This is a genomic window from Alistipes sp. An31A (genome assembly GCF_002159425.1).
In the GTDB taxonomy this organism is placed as follows: domain Bacteria; phylum Bacteroidota; class Bacteroidia; order Bacteroidales; family Rikenellaceae; genus Alistipes; species Alistipes excrementigallinarum.
Map to the genome: position 1 here is coordinate 134,170 of NZ_NFIO01000004.1, position 20,653 is coordinate 154,822.

Sequence of the window (20,653 nt, forward strand, 5' to 3'; positions counted from 1 at the left end):
GAGGTGAGAAGTGGAAGTGAGAAGAGGAAGTGAGTGAGGATGCTGTTCCCAAATAAGGATTTGTCAAATCGTATGCGGTTGCCCATGGGCAGCCGTTTGTCGTATATGGCCGGTCCGGTTGTGCGGTGAGTGGTAGCCGGCCCGGTCTGTCTGCTGTATTAAGGCCCGGTCTGTCTGCTGTATTAAGGCCCGGTCTGTATGCTGTATTACGGTCCGGTCTGTCTGCTGTATTAAGGCCCGGACTGCCTGCTGCGGTACGGGCCGGACGGGCAGCCGGTGGCGGATAACAGGGCGGGTGCGGTCTCGGAAGGCGGCAACTCGCTCGATTATATTGCGCAGACAGCTCCTCCACAAGGGGCATAATCCCGAATTTTGATTAAATCTGTATAAGGAATATACCTCTTTGAAATCAAGAGAGTTAGAAGAATTACCTCGTTTTCGGGTAATGAGTTGGTAACCGTTCTAATTGCCGTGGTCTGCATCGCTTTGCTTGTTCAAGTAACTCTTCGGATGCAAAGGTACAAAAAATATTCAGGCTGAAAGAATCATCCCAAATATTCTTTCAGCCTGTTTTGTATCCACCATTATGTTGTTTGAGGCTTGAAATAATTAATAAGCAAGGAAGCCACAGTAAAAGCGATTCCCGTCCAAGCCACGCCTGCCCATCCATAATGTTGCCAGGACAGACCGGAAACGAAAGTGCCCGCAGAACCGCCCAGAAAGTAGATGGTCATATAAACGGTATTGACACGATTGATGGCAGATGCGTCAAGGGCGACTACGCTGGTCTGATTCGACAAATGGATGCATTGCATACCGGCATCAATCAACAGGATGGCAACTATCATCCACAGGTAGCTGTCATTCCCTAAAAATGCCAGCAGCCATGCAGCCAATACCACACATCCTCCGGCAATAGAAAAGAACCTTGCACCGTACTTTTGGATATAGCCGCTGATGAATACGACCGTGGATGCACCTGCCAGTCCGCACAAACCGAGTGCCCCGATAATGTCGTCACTTGCAAAGAAAGGTTCCTGTTTCATCCGGAAAGCAAGGCAACTCCACAGGGCGAAGAACGAGCCATAAGCCAATGCCGCCCTCAGCGACGCGATACGCAAGTACGGGTATTTGGCAAGCAGACGCAACAAGGATTTCATCAGCCCTGCATAACTTTCTTGAGAGCGGGCAGACAGCACGGGCAGCATCTTGTAAATCATCAGAAAACATCCGAGCATAAACACGCAAGCCACGAAATAGACGGAACGCCATCCCCACATATCAGCCAGGAAACCACTTAACACCCGTGAGCCAAGAATGCCTATGAGCAGACAGGACTGTATAATCCCCACGTTGCGTACCTTGTGTGCTGGTGCTGAATGGAAAGACACCAACGGGATGAAGAACTGCGGCATAACCGAAGATGCTCCGGCAAGCAAGGATGCGCCCCACACCCAGTAGATGTTCGGGGCAAGGGATATGGCAAGCAAGGCGCACGCAGAAACGATATAATTGGTCAATATCAGCTGCTTTCGTGAAACCAAATCACCCAGTGGGATGACAAATACAAGTCCGGTCACATAGCCTATCTGGGTCAATGTCGCTACCATGCTGGCAGAAAAGTCATTTACCGCGAAGTCTTTTGCCATGCTGCCCAACAAAGGCTGGTTGTAGTAACAGTTGGCGACGGAAAGTCCGGTAGCGGCTGCCATCAAAGCCAGCAGAGGTGCCGGAATGCCGTGGTTTTCTCTCAATTCATATTTCATCATTTATTCCTCCTTTCAGTATGACACAACTTTCAATCCAATCAAGGAGGCAATGAGCGTGAACAGGAAGAAAAGCCGTATGGGAGTGGCCGGCTCTTTGAAAACGAATATCCCAATCAAGACCGTGCCGACCGCTCCGATACCCGTCCAAATGGCGTATGCCGTGCCCAAAGGCAACGTCTGAACCGCTTTGGCAAGTAATGCCATACTCAATACCGTGGAAGCCAAGAAACCGCTTCCCCACAGATAAAAACCAATACCTGATGCCTCTCTCGTTTTTCCCAAGCAGAATGTAAGGCTTACCTCAAACAATCCTGCCAAAAATAAAATTATCCAATTCATACCTATGATTTATTAAATTCGGACGCAAAAGTAAGCAAGTAATCCCTAACAGCTTTTTACATTTGGCAAAAACCGATTTTGCATTTGACAAAAAGCAACCGCTCATTCTCGTTTCTATGTGCTATTTTATAATTTTGCACACCGAATACAACAATGCGCTATGGATATAAAGGAAATCATCAATCAAAGATATGCTATGCCGGACACGTCTTTGGACAAGTTGCGGCAATGTTTGACGGAAGTTTCGTATACCAAAGGATTCCGCGTGCTGGAAAGCGGCAAGGTGGAGAAGAACATCTTTTTCATCAAGGAAGGCATTGTCCGCGCCTATACCTCGGTGGACGGGAAGGAAATTACCTTTTGGTTTGGCAAGGAAGGGGCGACCCTTGTTTCCATGAAAGGCTATGTGAATGACGAACCGGGATATGAAACAATGGAGCTGATGGAAGACTCGATATTATATGTATTGGAAAGGAAAGAACTGAAAGAGTTATTCTTGAAGGATTTGCACATAGCCAATTGGGGACGGCGTTATGCGGAAATGGAACTGCTTGCTGCCGAGGAACGGCTGATTTCCATGTTGTCAGCCGTCGCCTCGGAACGGTATCACGAGTTGTTGGAGAAAGAGCCTGATTTGTTACAGCGGTTGCCGTTAGGAAGTATCGCCACCTATTTAGGCATCACACAGGCAAGTTTGAGTAGGATTCGGGCACAAATAAAATGACGTTTCACCTAACGAAAGCCAAAGCATTTGTCTGTCTTTTCGCAAGCACAGCCTTTCCAGCAAGACATTACGCACTCTTGCGGCATTGGATGTGTTGATACGGAAAGCCAGTGCCATTACCATTGGCAGCGCATACACTTCCAAATAATAACCGTTTGGCAGCCTGATGCGCCTTTCCACTTCGCAAGATTGCAACACTCCGCTCCTATACACGGCTCGGACAGCGGCACGGAGTGTCGGGGCGATTACATCAAACAGCGTTACCAACTCCATTTCGCTCATCCACACATTGGCTATATCGGACGGTACGGCAACCCTGCCGCTTCCGTCCATCGTGATTGTTGCCCGTTTCATATCCCTGCCACCTTGATGTTACCGAATGACTTGCTCAACTTGTCGCCCAGCATCGTGAGGTCGTTATCCAGCTTCTCCACGGTTATCTTCGCATAGATTTGGGTCGTTTCGATGTTCGTATGTCCCAAAATGCGGCTTACGCTCTCTATCGGCATACCCTTGCAGAGAGCCAGGGTTGCGAATCCATGACGTGAGCAATGGAAGCTGATGTCCTTATTCACGCCGCATTCCCGTATCATCTTCTTCAACGGTTTGCAGATTGACCAATAGTTCAGATTGGGGAATACCAAGTCGTTTTCTTGGAACGGTCGGTAACGCTCGATTATCTGCAAGGGGATGTCCAGCAGCTTTACTTGGAAAGATACGCCCGTCTTGTGACGCTTGGAGATAATCCATTTCTCGCCGTTCACCTCCACGATTCGGTCGTTGGTCAGTTCCTTGATGTCCACGAAAGAGAGGGCGGTGAAACTCGCAAACACGAACAGGTCACGGATATATGCCAGTTTCGGGTCTGAGAACTCGTGCGTCATCACCGCCTTCAACTCATCCTCCGTCAGAAACTCACGCTCCTTGACATTCGGGCTGATGTGGAATTGCGCAAACGGGTTTCTCGGTATCAGTCCGTTGAAGTGCGCACGCATCACCACGCCTTTCAGCCACATGCACTTCTCCCATATCGTGCCGTTGCGTAATCCCGCTTCCGTGGCGAGATAGACCGCAAACTCCTTGATGAAGTCGGGCGTAAGTTCCAGCATCGACATGTCGCTGCGCTTGTAGAACGACTTGATGAATGCCGCCACATAGTTCCTGCCACTACCCTTGACTGATAGGTCGCCAACTTCCTGTCCTTGCCGACACGCTTCTTGAACACCTCGTTCTCACGGTCGAAGGCTTTGAGCAGCGTTTCATACTCGCCGCCTATGCCCTGATAGGCGTTGCGTACCATCTCTGCCGTCACAAACGCCTCACGGTCGGAAATGCGCTGGTAGTGCTTGATGATTTGCGCCTTGATGTTGTCGAGCGCAAGGTTCGTCTCTCTCGCTTCCACGCTCTTGCCTTTGGCACGGTTGCCCTTTGCATCCCAAAGCTCCTTTGCGATGCTCCGCTTGCAACTGAACTGCGCCACCGTCCCGTTGATTGTAACCCGTCCCATGATGGGGACAATTCCGTTCTTCTCCTTGCTGCCGTTCGCATAGAACAGCACGCGAAATGTACTCCTTGTCATACTCGTTCTTTTTTGAGTGCAAAACTATAAATCAACGAGTTAAACCTTGACAAGCAAACCTATGCAGAACGGCACAAACGGGACGGAGAGTGTTAAATCTGCATTTCTGACGGGTAACGATTAGGAAACCGTTCTCTTTCTCCAATCCGCTTTGAAACGCTATTCAGCCCTCTATCCAACTTCCGCGATTTTCTCCTAACTACTTAATTCACAGATTACATTGCGTTAATCTGCCGAATTTTGGAGGTTTTTCCATAGATTTTGATTAACTTTGCGCAAATTCTGCTGACGATGAAATTTCATCAATACCTTATTCTGACCCTCAAGGGGTGTGCCATGGGAATGGCCGATGTCGTTCCCGGTGTCTCGGGCGGAACCATCGCCTTCATCTCGGGCATCTACGAGGAGCTCATCGACTCCATCAAGAGCATCAACATGCAGGCGCTCAAGCTGCTCTTCACCTTCCGCCTGGCCGAATTCTGGCGCCACATCAACGGCCGCTTCCTCTGCGCCGTGCTGCTGGGCATCGCCATCTCCATCTTCTCGCTCGCGCGGCTGATGACCTATCTGCTCACGCACCACACCATCGCCATCTGGTCCTTCTTCTTCGGACTGATTGTCGCCTCGGCGCTGCTGGTCGCCCAGCAGGTGGGCAAGTGGAACGTGCAGAACGTGCTGTCGATGCTCGTCGGCGTCGTCGTGGCGTGGTGGATTACGATTGCTTCGCCCACGGAGACGCCCGATACGTGGTGGTTCATCCTCCTCTCGGGTGCGATTGCCATCTGCGCGATGATTCTGCCCGGCATCTCGGGCGCCTTCATCCTGCTGCTGCTCGGCAAGTACCAGTTCATCATGCAGGCGGTCGGCGACCTGAACATCCCCGTGCTGCTGACCTTCGCCGTCGGCGCCGTTGCGGGCATCATCAGCTTCTCGCACCTGCTCTCGTGGCTGCTCAAGCACTGGCACGACATCACGGTGACGCTGCTCATGGGCTTCATGCTCGGGTCGCTCAACAAGGTGTGGCCCTGGAAGGAGGTGACCGAGATGTATGTCGACAGCCACGGCGAGCTGCAGCCGCTCGTCGAGCGCAACGTCCTGCCGGGCCGCTTCGAGGCGCTCACGCAGCTCGATGCCCAGGTGGCAGAGGCCGTCGTGCTCTGCATCGTGGGATTTCTGCTTATCTATGCCATCGAACTGGCGGGCCGCATCATCATGAAGCGGCAGGGAAAGGAGGAGTAGCCCCATGCGACGCTTCGGACTGGTCGGGCGTACCCTCGCCCACTCCTTTTCGGCAGCCTATTTCGCGGAAAAGTTCCGCCGCGAGGGGCTCGACGACTGCTCCTATGCGCTTTACGAACTTCCGTCGGTCGACGGGGTGCGCGATTTGCTGGAGCGCGAGCCGGAGCTTTGCGGCTTCAACGTGACGATTCCCTACAAACGGTCTATCCTCCCGCTGCTCGACGAGCTCAGCTTCGAGGCGCAGTGCATCGGAGCGGTCAACTGCGTGAAGCGCACGGCCGGGGGTCGGCTCTGCGGCTACAACACCGACGTGGAGGGGATATATGCCTCGCTGACGCAGCTGCTTGACGGCGAGCTGCCCGACGAGGCGCTCGTGCTGGGTACGGGCGGGGCGTCGCAGGCCGTACAGTATGCGCTTGCGCAGTGGGGAATACCCTACCGTCTGGTGTCGCGCGATGCGGCGCGGGGTGATTATACGTATGATAATCTTCCGTGTGAGGTGGTCGAGCGTTCGCACTTGATAATCAATGCAACGCCTGTAGGCACCTACCCTGCCGTCAACGAGGCTCCGCGCATCCCCTACGGCTATGTAACGCCGGCGCACCGCCTCTTCGACCTGGTCTACAATCCCCCGCTCACGCAGTTTCTCGATTACGGCCGCCAGCGCGGGGCACGGACGCTCAACGGCGAGCTGATGCTCCACGTGCAGGCCGAAGCCTCGTGGCGCATCTGGAACGAGTAGACGTGGTCGGGCCCGGCCCGCGGCCGGGGTGAACGATAATAATGATGTAGCGGGTGCAAACGATGACGCCGGTGCGGCCCGAGACCGGGCAAATGCGGAGAACGAATCAAACCATCACAGGTATATGAACCTGAAAATTCGGATTTCGATTCTGGCGGCGCTGCTCCTTTCGGGCGGTGTCGCGACGGCGCAGCAGACTGAAGCGTCTGCTCCCGAACAGACGCCTCCCCTCTTCCAGGGGACGGCTCCCCAGCGCTTCATCGTCCGTCTGGTGAGCGAGGCCGAGCAGATTGCGCTGGCCGAGGAGGTCAAGGCGGCCGACCTCTCGCCGGTGGTCTACGTGCGGACGGTCATCGATACGACGGGACGTCCGACGGCGTGGCGCTACATGGACCGGACGTGTCAGGGGCGCGATTTCCGCGACGTGGAGCCGGCTACGGAGACTACGCGCCGCGTGCTGGAGCAGGCGCTCGACAGCCTCGAGGCCTGGACCCCCGCAACGCGCGGCGGCCGTCCGTGTGAGGCGGAGCTGGGGCTGCAGCTGCGCCTGCCCGTCGAGAAGATTGCCCGCAAGCAGGATGGCGACCCGCTGCTCTTCATGGGAGAGACGCCCGACAAGAGCTTCCATCAGTGGGCGCGCACGCACATGCATTACTTCGCCAATGCGGGTTCGTCCAAGGCCGAAGGGCAGCTCGTGGTTCGCTTCCGCGTCGAGTCCGACGGCCGCATCACCATCCTCGAGGCGTCGGATTTCCCCGACCAGAAGCTGGTGCGCGACGTGGTGCGCGTCATCCGCAAGAGCGAGGGCAAATGGACGCCGCGGCGCATCGACGGCAAGCCGGTGGCCAGCGAGTACTCCTATCGGGTCTATTATACGGGCAGCTGATGGAACGAACATCGAGGGCGGAGGGCCCTCGACGCGATATCCCGCCGGCGGAGGCGGGCTGAAACGACGGCGGGACGGGGGCAAACAGCGAACCTTCGCCCCGCCGTGCGCAATACGGGGCGTGTCGGAGAGTGCCGGTCGCGCCGTGAAGTGTGAAGGGAGCCGTTCACTGCAGAACGGCTCCCTTGGTCTGTGCGGCTAACGGTGGCGCAGCAGGTCCTGCGCCCGCTCGAAATCCTCCTTGCGGACGACGAGCTGGGCGGGCATCGTGCCGATGGGATAGATGGTCGACATGTATTCGTTGCGGATTGTCGACTCGATGCCGGCGCTGTCGAGCATCGACTTGGCTATTTCGGCCTCCATGAGCGTGTTGTACTCCGCCAATACAATCTGCGATTCCTCTTTCATGGCTGTTCGGTTTTAGGTTTGCTGCCTTTTCGGCTACTTAAAGATAAGCAATTTGTTGATAAAATGCAACAGCGGCTCCCGATTTTGTCGGGAAAATGAGTTATCTTTGTTCACGAAAAATCTGAAGTGAAATGCCCCAGTTCGTCCATCTGCACGTACACTCCCAATATTCGATTCTCGACGGTCAGGCGAGCATCCAGCGCCTCGTTGACAAGGCCATGGCCGACGGTCAGCCCGGAATCGCCATCACGGACCATGGCGACATGTTCGGTATCAAGGAGTTCTACAACTACGTCAAGAAGGTCAAGGGCAAACTCAAGGACAAGGCTGCCGAGTGCGAGAAACACCTGGCGGAGCTTCGCGAAGGGACGGCGGAGGCGGCCGGCGGCGACGCTTCGGCCGAAATCGCCGCGTGCGAGCGGCAGCTCGAGGAGCTGCACCGCAAGATGGCCTTCAAGCCCATCATCGGCTGCGAGGTCTACGTCGCGCGCCGCCGGCTGAGCGACAAGGAGGGCAAGCCCGACCAGAGCGGCTACCACCTCATCCTGCTGGCCAAGAATCTGAAGGGCTACCACAACCTGATAAAAATCGTCTCGAAGGCGTGGACCGAGGGTTTCTACATGCGCCCGCGTACCGACCGCGCCGAAATCGAGAAGTACCATGAGGGGCTTATCTGCTGCTCGGCCTGTCTGGCGGGCGAGGTGCCGCGCGCCATTACGGCCGACGATTTCGATAAGGCCGAGGAGTCGATTCGCTGGCACAAGGGTGTCTTCGGCGAGGACTATTACCTCGAGCTGCAGCTGCACAAGGCCACCGTCGAGCGCGCCAACCACGAGGCCTATCCCATGCAGCTGAAGGTGAACGAGCATCTGCGCCGCCTGGCGGCCAAGTACGGCGTGAGGATGGTCTGCACGAACGACGTGCACTTCGTCGACGAGGACAATGCCGAGGCGCACGATCGCCTCATCTGCCTCTCGACGGGCAAGGACCTCGACGACCCCAAGCGCATGCTCTACTCGAAGCAGGAGTGGCTGAAGACGACGGCCGAGATGGCCTCCATCTTCGGCGAGAGCGACCCCGAGGCGATGGCCACGACGGTCGATATCTGCAATCAGGTGGAGTGCTACTCGATTGACCACGCCCCCATCATGCCGACCTTCGAGATTCCGGCCGAATTCGGCACCGAGGAGGAGTACCGCGCCCGCTATACGGAGCAGGACCTCTACGACGAGTTCACGCGCGACGAGCACGGCAACGTGGTGATGTCGGAGGAGGAGGGCCGCAAGAAAATCGAGAAGCTGGGCGGCTATGACAAGCTCTACCGCATCAAGCTCGAGGCCGACTATCTGGGCCATCTGACGATGATTGGCGCCCACAAGCGCTACGGCGAGCAGCTGACCGACGAACAGTCCGAGCGGCTGAAGTTCGAGCTGCACATCATGAAGACGATGGGTTTCCCGGGCTACTTCCTCATCGTGCAGGACTTCATCCGCGCGGCGCGCGAGGAGCTCGACGTATCGGTGGGTCCGGGCCGTGGTTCGGCGGCCGGTTCGGCCGTAGCCTACTGCCTCGGCATCACGCAGATTGACCCGATTGCCTACGACCTGCTGTTCGAGCGTTTCCTCAATCCCGACCGTATCTCGCTGCCCGATATCGACGTCGACTTCGACGATGACGGCCGCGGCCGCGTGCTCAACTGGGTGACCCAGAAGTACGGCAAGGAGAAGGTGGCACACATCATCACCTACGGTACGATGGCCACCAAGCTGGCCATCAAGGATGTGGCGCGCGTCGAGAAGCTCATGCTCGCCGAATCGGACCGTCTGTGCAAGCTGGTGCCCGACAAGACGCCCGACGGCAAGGCGGTCAAGAACCTCTCGCAGGCCATCGAGCTGGTGCCCGAGCTGAAGGCGGCCGAGCAGTCGGACAACCCCGTGCTGCGCGATACGATTCGCTATGCCAAGATGCTCGAGGGCAACGTCCGCAATACGGGCGTGCATGCCTGCGGCACCATCATCTGCCGTGACGACATCACCGACTGGGTTCCCGTCTCGACGGCCGACGACAAGGTGACGGGCGAGAAGATGCTCGTCACGCAGTACGAGGGTTCGGTCATCGAGGATACGGGCCTTATCAAGATGGACTTCCTCGGTCTGAAGACCCTCTCCATCATCAAGGATGCGCTGGAGAACATCCGCCAGACGAAGGGCATCAAGGTCGACATCGACGACTTCTCGATTATCACCGACCCGGCCACCTACAAGCTCTACAGCGAGGGCCGCACCGTCGGCACGTTCCAGTTCGAGTCGGCCGGCATGCAGAAATACCTGCGCGAGTTGCAGCCCTCGACCTTCGAGGACCTCATCGCCATGAATGCCCTCTACCGTCCGGGCCCGATGGACTACATTCCCGACTTCATCGCCCGCAAGCACGGACGCAGCCCGATTGTCTACGACATCCCCGTCATGGAGAAGTATCTAAAGGATACGTACGGCGTGACGGTCTACCAGGAGCAGGTCATGCTGCTGTCGCGTCTTCTGGCCAACTTCACCCGCGGCGAGTCGGACACGCTGCGCAAGGCGATGGGTAAGAAGCTCAAGGACAAGCTCGACGCGCTGAAGCCCAAGTTCATTGCCGGCGGTACGAAGAACGGCCACGACCCCAAGGTGCTCGAGAAAATCTGGGCCGACTGGGAGAAGTTCGCCTCCTACGCCTTCAACAAGTCGCACGCGACGTGCTACTCGTGGGTCGCCTTCCAGACGGCCTACCTCAAGGCCAACTACCCGTCGGAGTACATGGCGGCGGTGCTGAGCCGAAACCTGGCGAACGTCGACCAGCTGACCATCTACATGAACGAGTGCAAGCGGATGGACATCCCCGTGCTCGGGCCCGACATCAACGAGTCGATGCGTACCTTCTCGGCCAATGCGGCGGGCGACGTGCGCTTCGGCATGGCGGCCGTGAAGGGTGTCGGCGAGGCGGCCGTCGACAGCATCATCGCCGAGCGCGAGGCGAACGGCCGCTTCAAGGATATCTACGACTTTGTCGAGCGGGTCAACTTCAGCCTGGTCAACCGAAAATGCCTCGAGAATCTGGCCTATGCCGGAGCCTTCGACTCGATTTCGGGCTTCCCGCGCTGCAAGTTCTTCGGTGCGGATGCCCGCGAGAGCAGCGGCATGACCTTCCTCGAGCAGCTGATGCGCTACGGACAGCGCTTCCAGGTCGAGAAGAACAACGCCCAGCAGAGTCTCTTCGGCGGGGACGACCATGTCGACATACAGCATCCGCTCGTGCCGGCCTGCGCCGATTGGAGCCAGCTCGAGACGCTCAACAAGGAGCGCGAGGTCATCGGCCTCTACCTCTCGGCCCATCCGCTCGACGACTACGCCATCATCATGCGCAACATGTGCAAGACGCAGCTCTCGGAACTGCAGAACCTCGAGGCGCTCAAGGGGCAGGAGATTGCGGTGGCTGGCATGGTCATCAGCGTGCAGAACCTGCTGACGAAGAACGGCAAGCCGTGGGGCAAGTTCACGCTCGAGGACTACAACGGAACGCACGAGTTCGCCCTCTTCGGCAAGGATTACGAGAATTTCCGCAAGTACCTCTATACGGATTACTTCCTCTTCATACGAGGCAAGGTGCAGCCGCGCCCCTACAACGACAAGGAGCTGGAGTTCAAGATTGTCTCGATGATGCAGCTCTCGGAACTGAGCGAGTCCATCAAGGAGATGCACGTCCAGCTGCCCGTCGAGGAGGTGACGCGCACGCTCATCGACGAGCTGGCGGCGCGTGTGCGGGAGTCGAAGGGGCAGACCGTCCTGCGGCTGAACCTCTACGACCGCGAATCGCAGGTGTCGCTCAACCTCTTCTCGAAGAGCTACAAGGTGGGCATCACCCGCGAACTGGTCTCCTATCTGGATGACCACAGCATCAGGTATTCCATTATGTAAACAAACCGATAAAACTAAAATTCATACAGTTATGGCATTAGCAATCAACAAGGAGAATGTTCAGGAAGTTCTCTCTTCGGAACTTCCGGTAGTAATCGATTTCTGGGCCGAGTGGTGCGGTCCCTGCCGCATGATGTCGCCCATCGTCGACGAACTGGCCGCCGCATACGAGGGCCGCGTGCTCGTCGGCAAGTGCGACGTCGAGGAGAACGACGAGCTGACGATGAAGTACGGCGTGCGCAACATCCCGACCATCATCTTCCTCAAGAAGGGCGAACTGGTCGACAAGCAGGTGGGCGCCTGCTCGAAGGAGGCGCTGGCCGCCAAAATCGAAAAGCTGCTCTAGGCGATGCTGCGCTGTATCGACTGGCACGGGCTGCAGGCCGTGGAGTTCGGCAAGGGCGACTACGAGGCGCTGCTCATTCCGGGCTTCGGGGCCAACCTTGTGCGGCTGGCCAACGTGCGGCTCGGCGTGGAGATTCTGCGTACCCCTGCGGCCGATGAAATCGAGACCTTCAAGGGGCGTCCCCACGTCTTCGGCCTGCCGGTGCTCTTTCCGCCCAACCGCATTGCGGACGGCACCTTCACCTTCGGCGGACGCACCTACCACCTGCCCATCACGCAGGTCAAGGAGCACCATTACCACCACGGAATCCTCAAGAGTCAGCCCTTCGCCGTCTCGAAGGCGTGGGAGACGGACGAGGAGGTATTCCTCGAGTGCCGCTACTACTCCAATGCGGGCAACGACGCGATTTTCCGCGACTTCCCGCACGAGTTCAAGTGCAAGATATCCTTCCGCCTGACGGCCGATGGCCTCGAGCAGGAGGTCTTCTTCGCCAACCGGAGCCGGGAGGCGATGCCCATAGGTGTGGGGTTCCATACGCCGATGCGGATTCCCTTCGCCGACGGCGGAGCCGAGGATTACGTACTCCGCATGGCCGTCGGCGAGCAGGTCGAGCTCAACGGGCGCAACATCCCGACGGGGCGCACCTTTGCCCTTCCCGAGAACTTTGCCCGGCTGCGCAGCGAAGGGCTGCGCGTGACGGAGTGCGACCCCATCGAGGCTGCATTCACCGTGCGTGAAATCGACGTCGACGGGCGCCCCTTCCGCGGAGCGCTGGTCGAGAACCTCCGGACGGGGGTACGGACCTTCTACGAAGCCGACGAACAGACCATCTACTGGACGCTCTGGAACAACGGCGGGCATGTACCCTACTGCTGCCCCGAGCCGCAGTCGTGGTGGACCGATGCCCCCAACGCCGCCAATCCGGCCGAACATGGCTTCCGGGCCATCGAACCCGGCGGCAAGTGGCGGATGCGCTTCCGTCTGTGGGCCCGGAAGTCGGTGTGAGCCCGTATGGTAATTGACCAACCGCACGTTTTATTATTATAATGTGGCCGGTTGAACGAAGAAGCCCTCTCCGCACATCGGAGAGGGTTTCTTCGTGGTCGGAATGGAGGCCGGCGAGGCCTTTTTGAATAATTTATTTCGGCTTCGGGAGAACACCCGGTTTCCAAAATGCATAATTTTATGGGTCTTTTTGAAAATGGAGGGTATGAATACCGAGAAAAGTTGGAAAGGTCACGGCGCCATGCTGGGCGCCAATGTCATGTGGGGCCTCATGTCGCCGCTTGCCAAGCTGGTCATGGCCGGAGGCATCATGGTGCCGCTGCTGGTCACCGATTTGCGCATCTGCGGAGCGATGGTGCTGTTTTGGCTCTTTTCGTTCTTCCAGCGTCGCGAGCGTGTGCCGCTGCGCGACCATGCGAAGCTCTTCGCCGCCTCGCTGCTGGCCATTGTCTTCAATCAGGGCAGCTTCATCTTCGGCGTGGGGTTGACCTCGCCGGTCGATGCCTCGATTATCACCACCAGCATGCCGCTGCTGGCCATGATTCTGGCCGCCATCTTCCTGGGCGAGCCCATCACCAGCCGGAAGGTGCTGGGCATCATTGCCGGTGCTGCGGGCGCCCTGCTGCTGATTTTCGGCGGCAGCCATCCCGTCGAGGCGGCGCCCCGCGGCAGCAACTTCATTCTGGGCGACCTGCTGGTGCTCTTCGCCCAGCTCTGCTACGCGCTCTACATCGTCCTCTTCAAGAACTTCGTCAACCGCTACTCACCCGTCACCATCATGAAGTGGATGTTCACCTATTCGTTCATCTGCGTGCTCCCCTTCTCGCTGCACAACGTGGTAGAGACCGAGTGGTCGGCCCTGCCGCTGCGTGACATCGGCGCCCTCTTCTTCATCGTCGTGGGCAGCACCTTCCTCAGCTATATTCTGGTCATCGTCGGACAGCGCCTGTTGCGGCCGACCGTCGCCGGCATGTACAACTACGTGCAGCCGCTCGTGGCCAGCATCGTGGCCGTATGCTGGGGCATGGATACCTTCAACCTGACGAAAATCCTCTCGGTCGTGCTGATTTTCGGCGGCGTCTATCTCGTGACGAGCAGCCGCAGCCGTGCCGACGTCGAGGCCGCCGCAGCCGCCGCGGCCGGGGCGCAGGCGGAGACTCCGGCTGCCCGGCAGGAGTAACGGCCTGCATCGGGTCGGACCCCGGCAATCAAACGCAAACCCCGCCTTTCTGGAAAGAAGGCGGGGTTTGTTGCGTTCTGATGCTGCGGCGTGCGGCTTATTTCGCGCCGTAGGTCTCGTGGAAGACCGTTTCGCAGAGCGGCTTGCGCGTCTGGTCGTGCCGTTCAGAAGAGGCCGGCTCGCCGGCTCCGTAGCCGATGAAGAGGATGTTGACCGGCTCGACGTGGGGCGGCAGCGCAAACTCCTCGCGCACGGCGTCGGGCTTGAACATGCAGACCCAGAGCGTGTCGAGGCCGAGGCTCGCCGCCATGAGCATCATGTGGTCGGTGACGATGGAGGCGTCGATGTCGCCGATTTTCTTGCCGTCGTATTTGCGGCACCACACCTCGTCGGTGTCGGCGCAGACGATGATGGCGCAGGGGGCCTTGAAATCGCGCGTGCAGCGCGCCAGGCGCTCCATGCCCTCGGCCGATTCGACGACGATGAGCCGCTGCGGCTGCCGGTTGGCCCCCGTGGGGGCGACGCGGCCCGCCTCGAGAATCGCCTCGAGCTTCTCGGGTTCGACCTTCCGGTCCTGATATTGGCGGCATGCGTACCGCCGTTTGGCAATTTGCAGAAAATCCATGGTCGTATCGTTTGATTGGGTTGTCATGCAAAGATACTCGTTTGTTCGCATCCGGTCAATATGCGGTGCGCTTTTGGCAGTCGCGGCTGACATTCTGTCATGGAAAGGCTGCTGGCATACAGTTTGAAGCATGTCGGGTCGACGAAAAAAATATAATTCAACGATAAAGCTATGAAAAACGGAAAAATCGGAGTTACGACGGAAAACATATTCCCCGTAATCAAGAAGTTCCTCTATTCGGACCATGAAATCTTCCTGCGCGAGCTGATTTCCAATGCGGTGGATGCCACGCAGAAGCTCAAGACCCTCTCGTCGATTGGCGAGGTGAAGGGTGAACTAGGCGATTTGACGATTCGTGTGGCGGCCGACAAGGCGGCCAAGACCCTCACGGTGACCGACCGCGGCGTGGGCATGACGGCCGACGAGGTCGAGCGCTACATCAACCAGATTGCCTTCTCGGGTGCCGAGGAGTTCATGGAGAAGTACAAGAATCAGGCGATTATCGGTCACTTCGGACTGGGCTTCTACTCGTCGTTCATGGTGGCCGACAAGGTCGAAATCTTCACCCGCTCCTACCGCGAGGGTGCCAAGACCGTGCACTGGAGCTGCGAGGGCTCGCCCGAGTTCGAGATGGAAGAGACCGACGAGCAGCGTGACCGCGGTACGACCATCGTGCTCCATCTGGCCGACGATACGCTCGAGTATGCCGAGGATTCGAAGGTCGAGGAGCTGCTGCGCAAGTATTGCCGCTTCCTGCCCGTGCCCATCGCCTTCGGCAAGGTCAAGGAGTGGAAGGACGGCAAGTACGTCGACACGGAGAAGGACAACATCATCAACGATACCGACCCGCTGTGGACGCGCAAGCCTTCGGACATCACGCCCGAGCAGTACAAGGAGTTCTACCACGAGCTCTACCCCACGGGCGAAGACCCGCTCTTCTACATCCATCTGAACATCGACTACCCGTTCCACCTGACCGGTATCCTCTACTTCCCGAAGATTCGCAACAACTTCGAGATTCAGAAGAACAAGATTCAGCTCTACTCGAATCAGGTCTACGTGACGGACCAGGTCGAGGGTATCGTTCCCGAGTACCTGACGCTGCTGCACGGTGTCATCGACTCGCCCGACATCCCGCTGAACGTATCGCGCAGCTACCTGCAGAGCGATGCCAACGTGAAAAAGATTTCGAGCTACATCACCCGCAAGGTGGCCGACCGTCTGAAGGAGCTCTTCACCACGATGCGTGCCGACTACGAGTCGAAGTGGGACGACCTGAAGATTTTCATCGAGTATGGAATCCTCACGGACGAGAAGTTCGCCGAGAAGGCGCAGGAGTTCATGCTCTGGAAGAATGTCGACGGCAAGTACTTCACCGCAACGGAGTATACCGACCTGGTCAAGGAGAACCAGACCGACAAGAACAAGACGCTCATCTTCCTCTATGTGGATGACCCCGAGGAGAAGCACGCCTTCCTCGAGTCGGCCAAGAGCAAGGGCTACGACGTGCTGGTGCTCGACGGACAGCTCGACAGCCACTACATCAACTGGTACGAGTCGAAGCACACCGACTGCCGCTTCGAGCGTGTGGACAGCGACGTTGTGGAGAAGCTGATTCAGAAGGAGGATGCCCTCAAGATGTCGCTCACCGAGGCGCAGCAGGAGCTGATGCGTCCCGTCTTCGAGAGCCAGATGCCCAAGGACGAGAAAATTCACTACAACATCTCCTTCGAGGCGATGTCGCCCGACGAGGCGCCTGTGGTCATCACCCAGAACGAGTTCATGCGTCGTATGAAGGAGATGGCCCGCGTGAGCGGCGGTGGCATGAGCCAGTTCTACGGCCAGATGCCCGACTCGTTCACCATTGCCGTGAATGCCAACCACCCGATTGTCATCGACATCCTGGCCGATGTCGAGAAGGCCTACGGCGACAAGCTCAAGACGACGACCAAGAAAATCGACGCCGCCGTTGCCGAGGAGAAGCGCTTCGAGGAGGTCATCAAGGAGAAGAAGGAGGCCGACCTCACGGCCGAGGAGAAGTCGATGCGCGAGGAGCTCTCGAAGAAGGTCGTCACGCTGCGTGACGAGCGCGACGAGCGGCTGCGCGAAATCGGTGCTGGCAACAAGCTCGTAAAGCAGATTATCGACCTGGCGCTGCTGACCAACGGCATGCTGAAGGGCAAGAACCTGACGGACTTCATCCAGCGTTCGATTTCGCTCATTGAGAAGTAGTTCCCGGTCGGGACATATGTAAAGGAGACGTTCACCTGCGGGTGAACGTCTCCTTTTTTTGTGCGGTTACGGCCGGCTGCCCTCCCGGGTTACTCTTCGACCCAGCGGCTGCGCAGCAGGTCGAGGTACCACTCCGGACAGCGGCACGGACGGCGCGTGTCGCTGTGGATGAAGCCCAGCTGCGTCATGCCCGTGTTGATGAGTTCGCCCCGCTCGTTGTAGATTTCGTAGAAGAAGTTGACGCGCGTCGAGGGGAGCTCGCGGAGGATAATCCGCACGGTGAGCAGCTCGTCGTAGTAGGCCGGCTTGCGGTACTTCGACTGCACCTCGAGAATCGGCATCATGATGCCGCGCCGCTCCACCTCGGCAAAGGACATGCCCAGCGCCCGCATCAGTTCGCTGCGTGCCGCCTCGTAGTAGCAGATGTAGTTCGAATGGTGGCAGATGGCCATCTGGTCGGTATGCTTGTACCAGACCCGGATTTGACAATCGTGTGAAAGCATTGATTTATCGTGTGTTGTTCGTCTTGCGTAGGAATGTATCGCCCGCCGGCTCTGTGCCTACGGCTTTTGTGCGGGGCGCGGCGTAACCTGTACCGGATGTCCGAGCAGCCGCTCCGCCTCGGCCGTATCGCCCGCGTCGAGCAGCCGCCGGATGACCGTCGAGCTGACGTGGTGTCCCTCCACTTCGCGCTCGTCCACCTGGACAATCCTCAGTCCGCAGTCCGCTGCCGTACGGCAGTCGTAGCGGTCGTGGCCGAAGCGGTGGTTGTAGCCGACGACGAGCGTCCGCGTGCCGATGCGCCCCTTGAGGTAGCGCTCGATGAACTCCCGGCCCGAGAGGGCGCTGAAGGCGCGGTCGAAGGGAATGACAATCACGTCGTCAATGCCCAGACTCTCGAGCAGCGCGAGCTTTTCGTCGAGCGTCGTCAGCTGGCGGAACCCGTTGGTGCGCCCCAGCGTGATGCGCGGATGGGGGTCGAACGTCAGCACGATGCTCTCGCCGCCCGTGGCGCGGGCCTCCTCGCACAGCCGTGCAAGCAGCGCCTGATGACCCAGATGAACACCGTCGAACGAACCCACCGTCACGGCCGGCTCGCTGAACCGCGGCAGTGCATCGAAACCGTAGAATACCCTCATCGTGCCGTTCAGCTGTTGTTGCTGTTCTCCTCGGACTCCTTGACGAAGTAGGCGACCTTTTCGAGCAGTGTGGTGATGTCGTAGTTCTCGACGATGATGCCCTGTGGAAAGTTGAGCGGCGTGGAGGTGAAGTTCAGCACGCCGCGGATGCCCGCATTGATGATGGGCAGGACGAGCTGCGGGGCCACCTTCGTCGGCGAGGAGACAATCACGATGCTGATGTCGCGCTCCTCGGCAATCTCCTCGAACGAATCCATGTGGTAGCAGGGAATGCCGTCGATGGTTTTGCCCACCTTCTCGGGGTCGACGTCGAAGGCGGCCGTGATTTTCAGATTGAGCCCCTTGCCGTTGAAGTATTTGGTGATGGCCTGGCCCAGATGGCCCATACCCAGCACGGCGATGTTCATCGGCGACGGGCTGTCGAGAATCTTGCCGATGTATTCGATGAGCACCTGCACGTCGTAGCCCTTCTTCGTGTCGCTCGAGAAGCCGATGAGCATCAGGTCGCGGCGCACCTGCACGGCCGTGATGCCGTGGATGCCCGCAAGCACGTGGGAGAAGATGTGCGTGATGCCCTGCTTGTGGCACGAGAGCAGCGTGCGGCGGTATTCGCTCAACCGCTCGATGGTCTTTTCGGGAATGCCGTTCGTCAGTGAGGCCATGGCGTTATTCGATGGTGATGGTATAGTCGCTGTTGTAGTTGACCCGGGTCCAGTTGCGGTTCACGTGGCTGCCCCCCTCCTCGCGCTGGAAGCGGTAGGTCGTCTGCAGCGGCGTGTAGGTGGTATTCTCCAGGTCGTTTTCGATGTCGCCGTACATGGCGGGGCAGAAAATCATCGCCGCGTCGTATCCACGATAGGAGTAGAGCGTCGGCAGCGCCCCGAAGGCACGGATGTAGTCGCTGTCGAACGAGGCGATGACCTCGGCGTCGCGCTTGGCGTGGTAGGTCGAGACGAAGACCAGGCGGTCCTTGAAGAACATCGTGCGGTCGATGTTGCCGAAGCGGTGCCAGCGGGCGTTGCCCAGCACGACGAACGATGGCGCCGTCAGGCCGCGGCTTGTGATGCTCGTATCGGCCGAGGCGATAGCCGCCAGGATGCGGTCGACGTCGACCTCGTTCTCGGCCATGATGACGAAGACGTTCTTCTCCTTGTTCTGCAGCAGCGGCGTGAGGTCGCTCGGACTGTTGGCCCGGCGGACGGAGGGGTGTTCGTAGCGGTAGTTGTAGCGCGTGAAGGGTCGGTCGCCCAGCAGCGCGAGCACCTCCTGCTCGAACTCCTTGTCGGTGCTGCCCGCGTAAATGAGCGTCACGCGGCGGTTGCCGTTGAGCAGTTCGGCCACCTTGTCGTACTTGAGCGCCGGGTCGGCCGCCATCTGGAAGAGGGCGTCGCTGTGGAGCGCCTCGATGTTGGCCAGCGGCGTGACCACCGGGACGTCGTGCTCCTCGGCGTAGCGGACCACGGGATAGAGCTCATCCTCGTAGACCGGGCCCACGATGAGCCGGTTGCGGGCGAAGTCGGGCGAGGAGACGATGCGGTCGATGGCGGCCGAGTCGCGGCCCGTATTATAGAAGGTGAGCTCGACCGAGTATCCGTAACGCTGCTTCACCTGCTCGAGCCCCAGCAGGAAGCCCTGGTAGAATTCGAGGTAGTTGCTGTTGGCGCGACCCTTGACCGAGATGGGGAGCATCAGGGCGACATCGAGCGGCTCGGAGCGGCGCAGGGCGCGGAACGTGACCTCGGGAAGCTGCCGTGCGGCGGCCGAGTCGGGGTGCGCAACGCTCAGCGAATCGACGGCCGGGGCCGGGGCTGCCGGCTCGTCGCTCGGAATCTTGAGCATCGCTCCGGCCTTCAGGTCGGCGGGCTGCAGTCCGTTGTTGAGCCGCGAGAGCTCCTCTTCGGTCGTGCCGAAGCGGCGCGAGAGCGAGTAGAAGGTTTCGCCCGGGCGCACGATGTGGTAGGCATAGCCCTTTTCGGCGACGCTGTTCAGCGCCGTGCGGTAGGCTTCCCACTCGGCCTGCCGTTGTGCTTCACTCCCCTTGCCGCTCTCCTTGCGGCGAATCAGAATCCGCTCGTCGGGGCGCAGATGGGTGGGGTCGAGGTTGGGGTTGTCCTCGAGGATGGTCTGGATGGAGATGGCGTAGCGGCGCGAGATGGCGTAGAGCGTCTCGCCCTTGCGGACGTAGTGCATGTCGAAGGTCTTCTTCAGCTTGCGCTCCGAGGGTTTGGCCTCCGGGGCCTCGGCCATGAACGGTATCTTGAGCCGCGCGTCGGCCTTCAGCCCCTGGGCAACCGAGGGGTTGTTCTCGACAATCACCTGCTCCCCCACTCCGTATTCACGGGCGAGCGAGTAGAGCGTCTCGCCCGCCTGCACGGTGTGGATGTAGTACTTCGAGCCGTTGATATAGACGATTGTCGGCGATTTCTCGGCCGCGTGGGCGCAGCAGAGGGTGCCTAACAGCAGCAGGGTCGCACAAAGTCGCTTCAT

The 20,653-nt window shown here is 58.7% G+C and carries 18 protein-coding genes and 1 pseudogene; 9 read left to right on the forward strand and 10 right to left on the reverse strand.

Going from position 1 to position 20,653, the window contains the following annotated elements:
• Positions 1-584 precede the first annotated feature (584 nt).
• Together B5F90_RS05615 and B5F90_RS05620 are read right to left on the reverse strand one after the other, a co-directional pair.
• On the reverse strand, positions 585-1,766 hold the full coding sequence (locus B5F90_RS05615; protein WP_087361876.1) for an MFS transporter: 1,182 nt from the start codon (positions 1,764-1,766) through the stop codon (positions 585-587).
• 15 nt (positions 1,767-1,781) lie between these two features.
• Entirely contained in the window at positions 1,782-2,108 is a 327-nt protein-coding gene (locus B5F90_RS05620) for a multidrug efflux SMR transporter (protein ID WP_021928755.1), read from the reverse strand.
• 160 nt (positions 2,109-2,268) lie between these two features.
• Here B5F90_RS05620 and B5F90_RS05625 point away from each other — a divergent pair, with 160 nt between their 5' ends.
• On the forward strand, positions 2,269-2,832 hold the full coding sequence (locus B5F90_RS05625; protein ID WP_087361823.1) for a Crp/Fnr family transcriptional regulator: 564 nt from the start codon (positions 2,269-2,271) through the stop codon (positions 2,830-2,832).
• Here the strand turns inward: B5F90_RS05625 and B5F90_RS11125 are convergent.
• A complete protein-coding gene (locus tag B5F90_RS11125; protein ID WP_087361824.1) occupies positions 2,782-3,186 on the reverse strand; it encodes a hypothetical protein in 405 nt (134 codons plus the stop codon). The two genes, B5F90_RS05625 and B5F90_RS11125, sit on opposite strands and share 51 nt — an antisense overlap.
• Positions 3,183-4,411: pseudogene (locus tag B5F90_RS05635) on the reverse strand (tyrosine-type recombinase/integrase). The gene B5F90_RS11125 and the pseudogene B5F90_RS05635 overlap by 4 nt, the downstream one beginning before the upstream one ends.
• Before the next feature lie 291 nt (positions 4,412-4,702).
• Between B5F90_RS05635 and B5F90_RS05640 the strand changes: the two are divergent.
• The 3 genes from B5F90_RS05640 to B5F90_RS05650 all read left to right on the forward strand — a co-directional run bounded on the left by B5F90_RS05640 (position 4,703) and on the right by B5F90_RS05650 (position 7,278).
• Complete coding sequence (locus B5F90_RS05640; RefSeq protein ID WP_087361877.1) at positions 4,703-5,650, forward strand: DUF368 domain-containing protein; 948 nt, start codon at positions 4,703-4,705, stop codon at positions 5,648-5,650.
• Between the two features lie 4 nt (positions 5,651-5,654).
• Entirely contained in the window at positions 5,655-6,392 is a 738-nt protein-coding gene (locus B5F90_RS05645) for a shikimate dehydrogenase (protein ID WP_087361825.1), read from the forward strand.
• A 124-nt stretch (positions 6,393-6,516) separates the two neighbouring features.
• Entirely contained in the window at positions 6,517-7,278 is a 762-nt protein-coding gene (locus B5F90_RS05650) for an energy transducer TonB (protein WP_087361826.1), read from the forward strand.
• A 198-nt stretch (positions 7,279-7,476) separates the two neighbouring features.
• Here B5F90_RS05650 and B5F90_RS05655 read toward each other — a convergent pair whose 3' ends face one another.
• Entirely contained in the window at positions 7,477-7,686 is a 210-nt protein-coding gene (locus tag B5F90_RS05655) for a DUF2007 domain-containing protein (protein WP_087361827.1), read from the reverse strand.
• A 131-nt stretch (positions 7,687-7,817) separates the two neighbouring features.
• Here B5F90_RS05655 and dnaE point away from each other — a divergent pair, with 131 nt between their 5' ends.
• From dnaE to B5F90_RS05675, 4 genes are all read left to right on the forward strand, one after another.
• Positions 7,818-11,639, forward strand: a complete 3,822-nt coding sequence (gene dnaE / locus B5F90_RS05660; protein ID WP_087361828.1) for a DNA polymerase III subunit alpha — start codon at positions 7,818-7,820, stop codon at positions 11,637-11,639.
• Positions 11,640-11,670: 31 nt separating this feature from the next.
• Complete coding sequence (gene trxA, locus B5F90_RS05665; protein WP_087361829.1) at positions 11,671-11,985, forward strand: thioredoxin; 315 nt, start codon at positions 11,671-11,673, stop codon at positions 11,983-11,985.
• Positions 11,986-11,988: 3 nt separating this feature from the next.
• Positions 11,989-12,990, forward strand: coding sequence for an aldose 1-epimerase (locus B5F90_RS05670; protein WP_087361830.1), 1,002 nt, complete (start codon positions 11,989-11,991; stop codon positions 12,988-12,990).
• 205 nt (positions 12,991-13,195) lie between these two features.
• Positions 13,196-14,170 carry a DMT family transporter gene (locus B5F90_RS05675; protein WP_087361878.1) on the forward strand — a complete coding sequence of 325 codons (975 nt, stop codon included), beginning with the start codon at positions 13,196-13,198 and terminating at the stop codon, positions 14,168-14,170.
• 97 nt (positions 14,171-14,267) lie between these two features.
• Here B5F90_RS05675 and B5F90_RS05680 read toward each other — a convergent pair whose 3' ends face one another.
• Positions 14,268-14,795, reverse strand: a complete 528-nt coding sequence (locus B5F90_RS05680; RefSeq protein ID WP_087361831.1) for a nitroreductase family protein — start codon at positions 14,793-14,795, stop codon at positions 14,268-14,270.
• Between the two features lie 171 nt (positions 14,796-14,966).
• Here B5F90_RS05680 and htpG point away from each other — a divergent pair, with 171 nt between their 5' ends.
• Positions 14,967-17,027 carry a molecular chaperone HtpG gene (gene htpG / locus B5F90_RS05685; protein ID WP_087361832.1) on the forward strand — a complete coding sequence of 687 codons (2,061 nt, stop codon included), beginning with the start codon at positions 14,967-14,969 and terminating at the stop codon, positions 17,025-17,027.
• Between the two features lie 89 nt (positions 17,028-17,116).
• Here htpG and B5F90_RS05690 read toward each other — a convergent pair whose 3' ends face one another.
• The 4 genes from B5F90_RS05690 to B5F90_RS05705 are packed head-to-tail and all read right to left on the reverse strand — an operon-like array spanning position 17,117 to position 20,653.
• Positions 17,117-17,530: a thioesterase family protein gene (locus B5F90_RS05690; protein WP_087361833.1), complete on the reverse strand. Its 414-nt coding sequence runs from the start codon at positions 17,528-17,530 to the stop codon at positions 17,117-17,119.
• Positions 17,531-17,587: 57 nt separating this feature from the next.
• A complete protein-coding gene (locus tag B5F90_RS05695; RefSeq protein WP_087361834.1) occupies positions 17,588-18,166 on the reverse strand; it encodes an FAD synthetase family protein in 579 nt (192 codons plus the stop codon).
• A gap of 8 nt (positions 18,167-18,174) precedes the next feature.
• Positions 18,175-18,828 carry a redox-sensing transcriptional repressor Rex gene (locus B5F90_RS05700; RefSeq protein WP_087361835.1) on the reverse strand — a complete coding sequence of 218 codons (654 nt, stop codon included), beginning with the start codon at positions 18,826-18,828 and terminating at the stop codon, positions 18,175-18,177.
• Positions 18,829-18,832: 4 nt separating this feature from the next.
• Positions 18,833-20,653, reverse strand: a complete 1,821-nt coding sequence (locus tag B5F90_RS05705) for a LysM peptidoglycan-binding domain-containing protein (protein WP_087361879.1) — start codon at positions 20,651-20,653, stop codon at positions 18,833-18,835.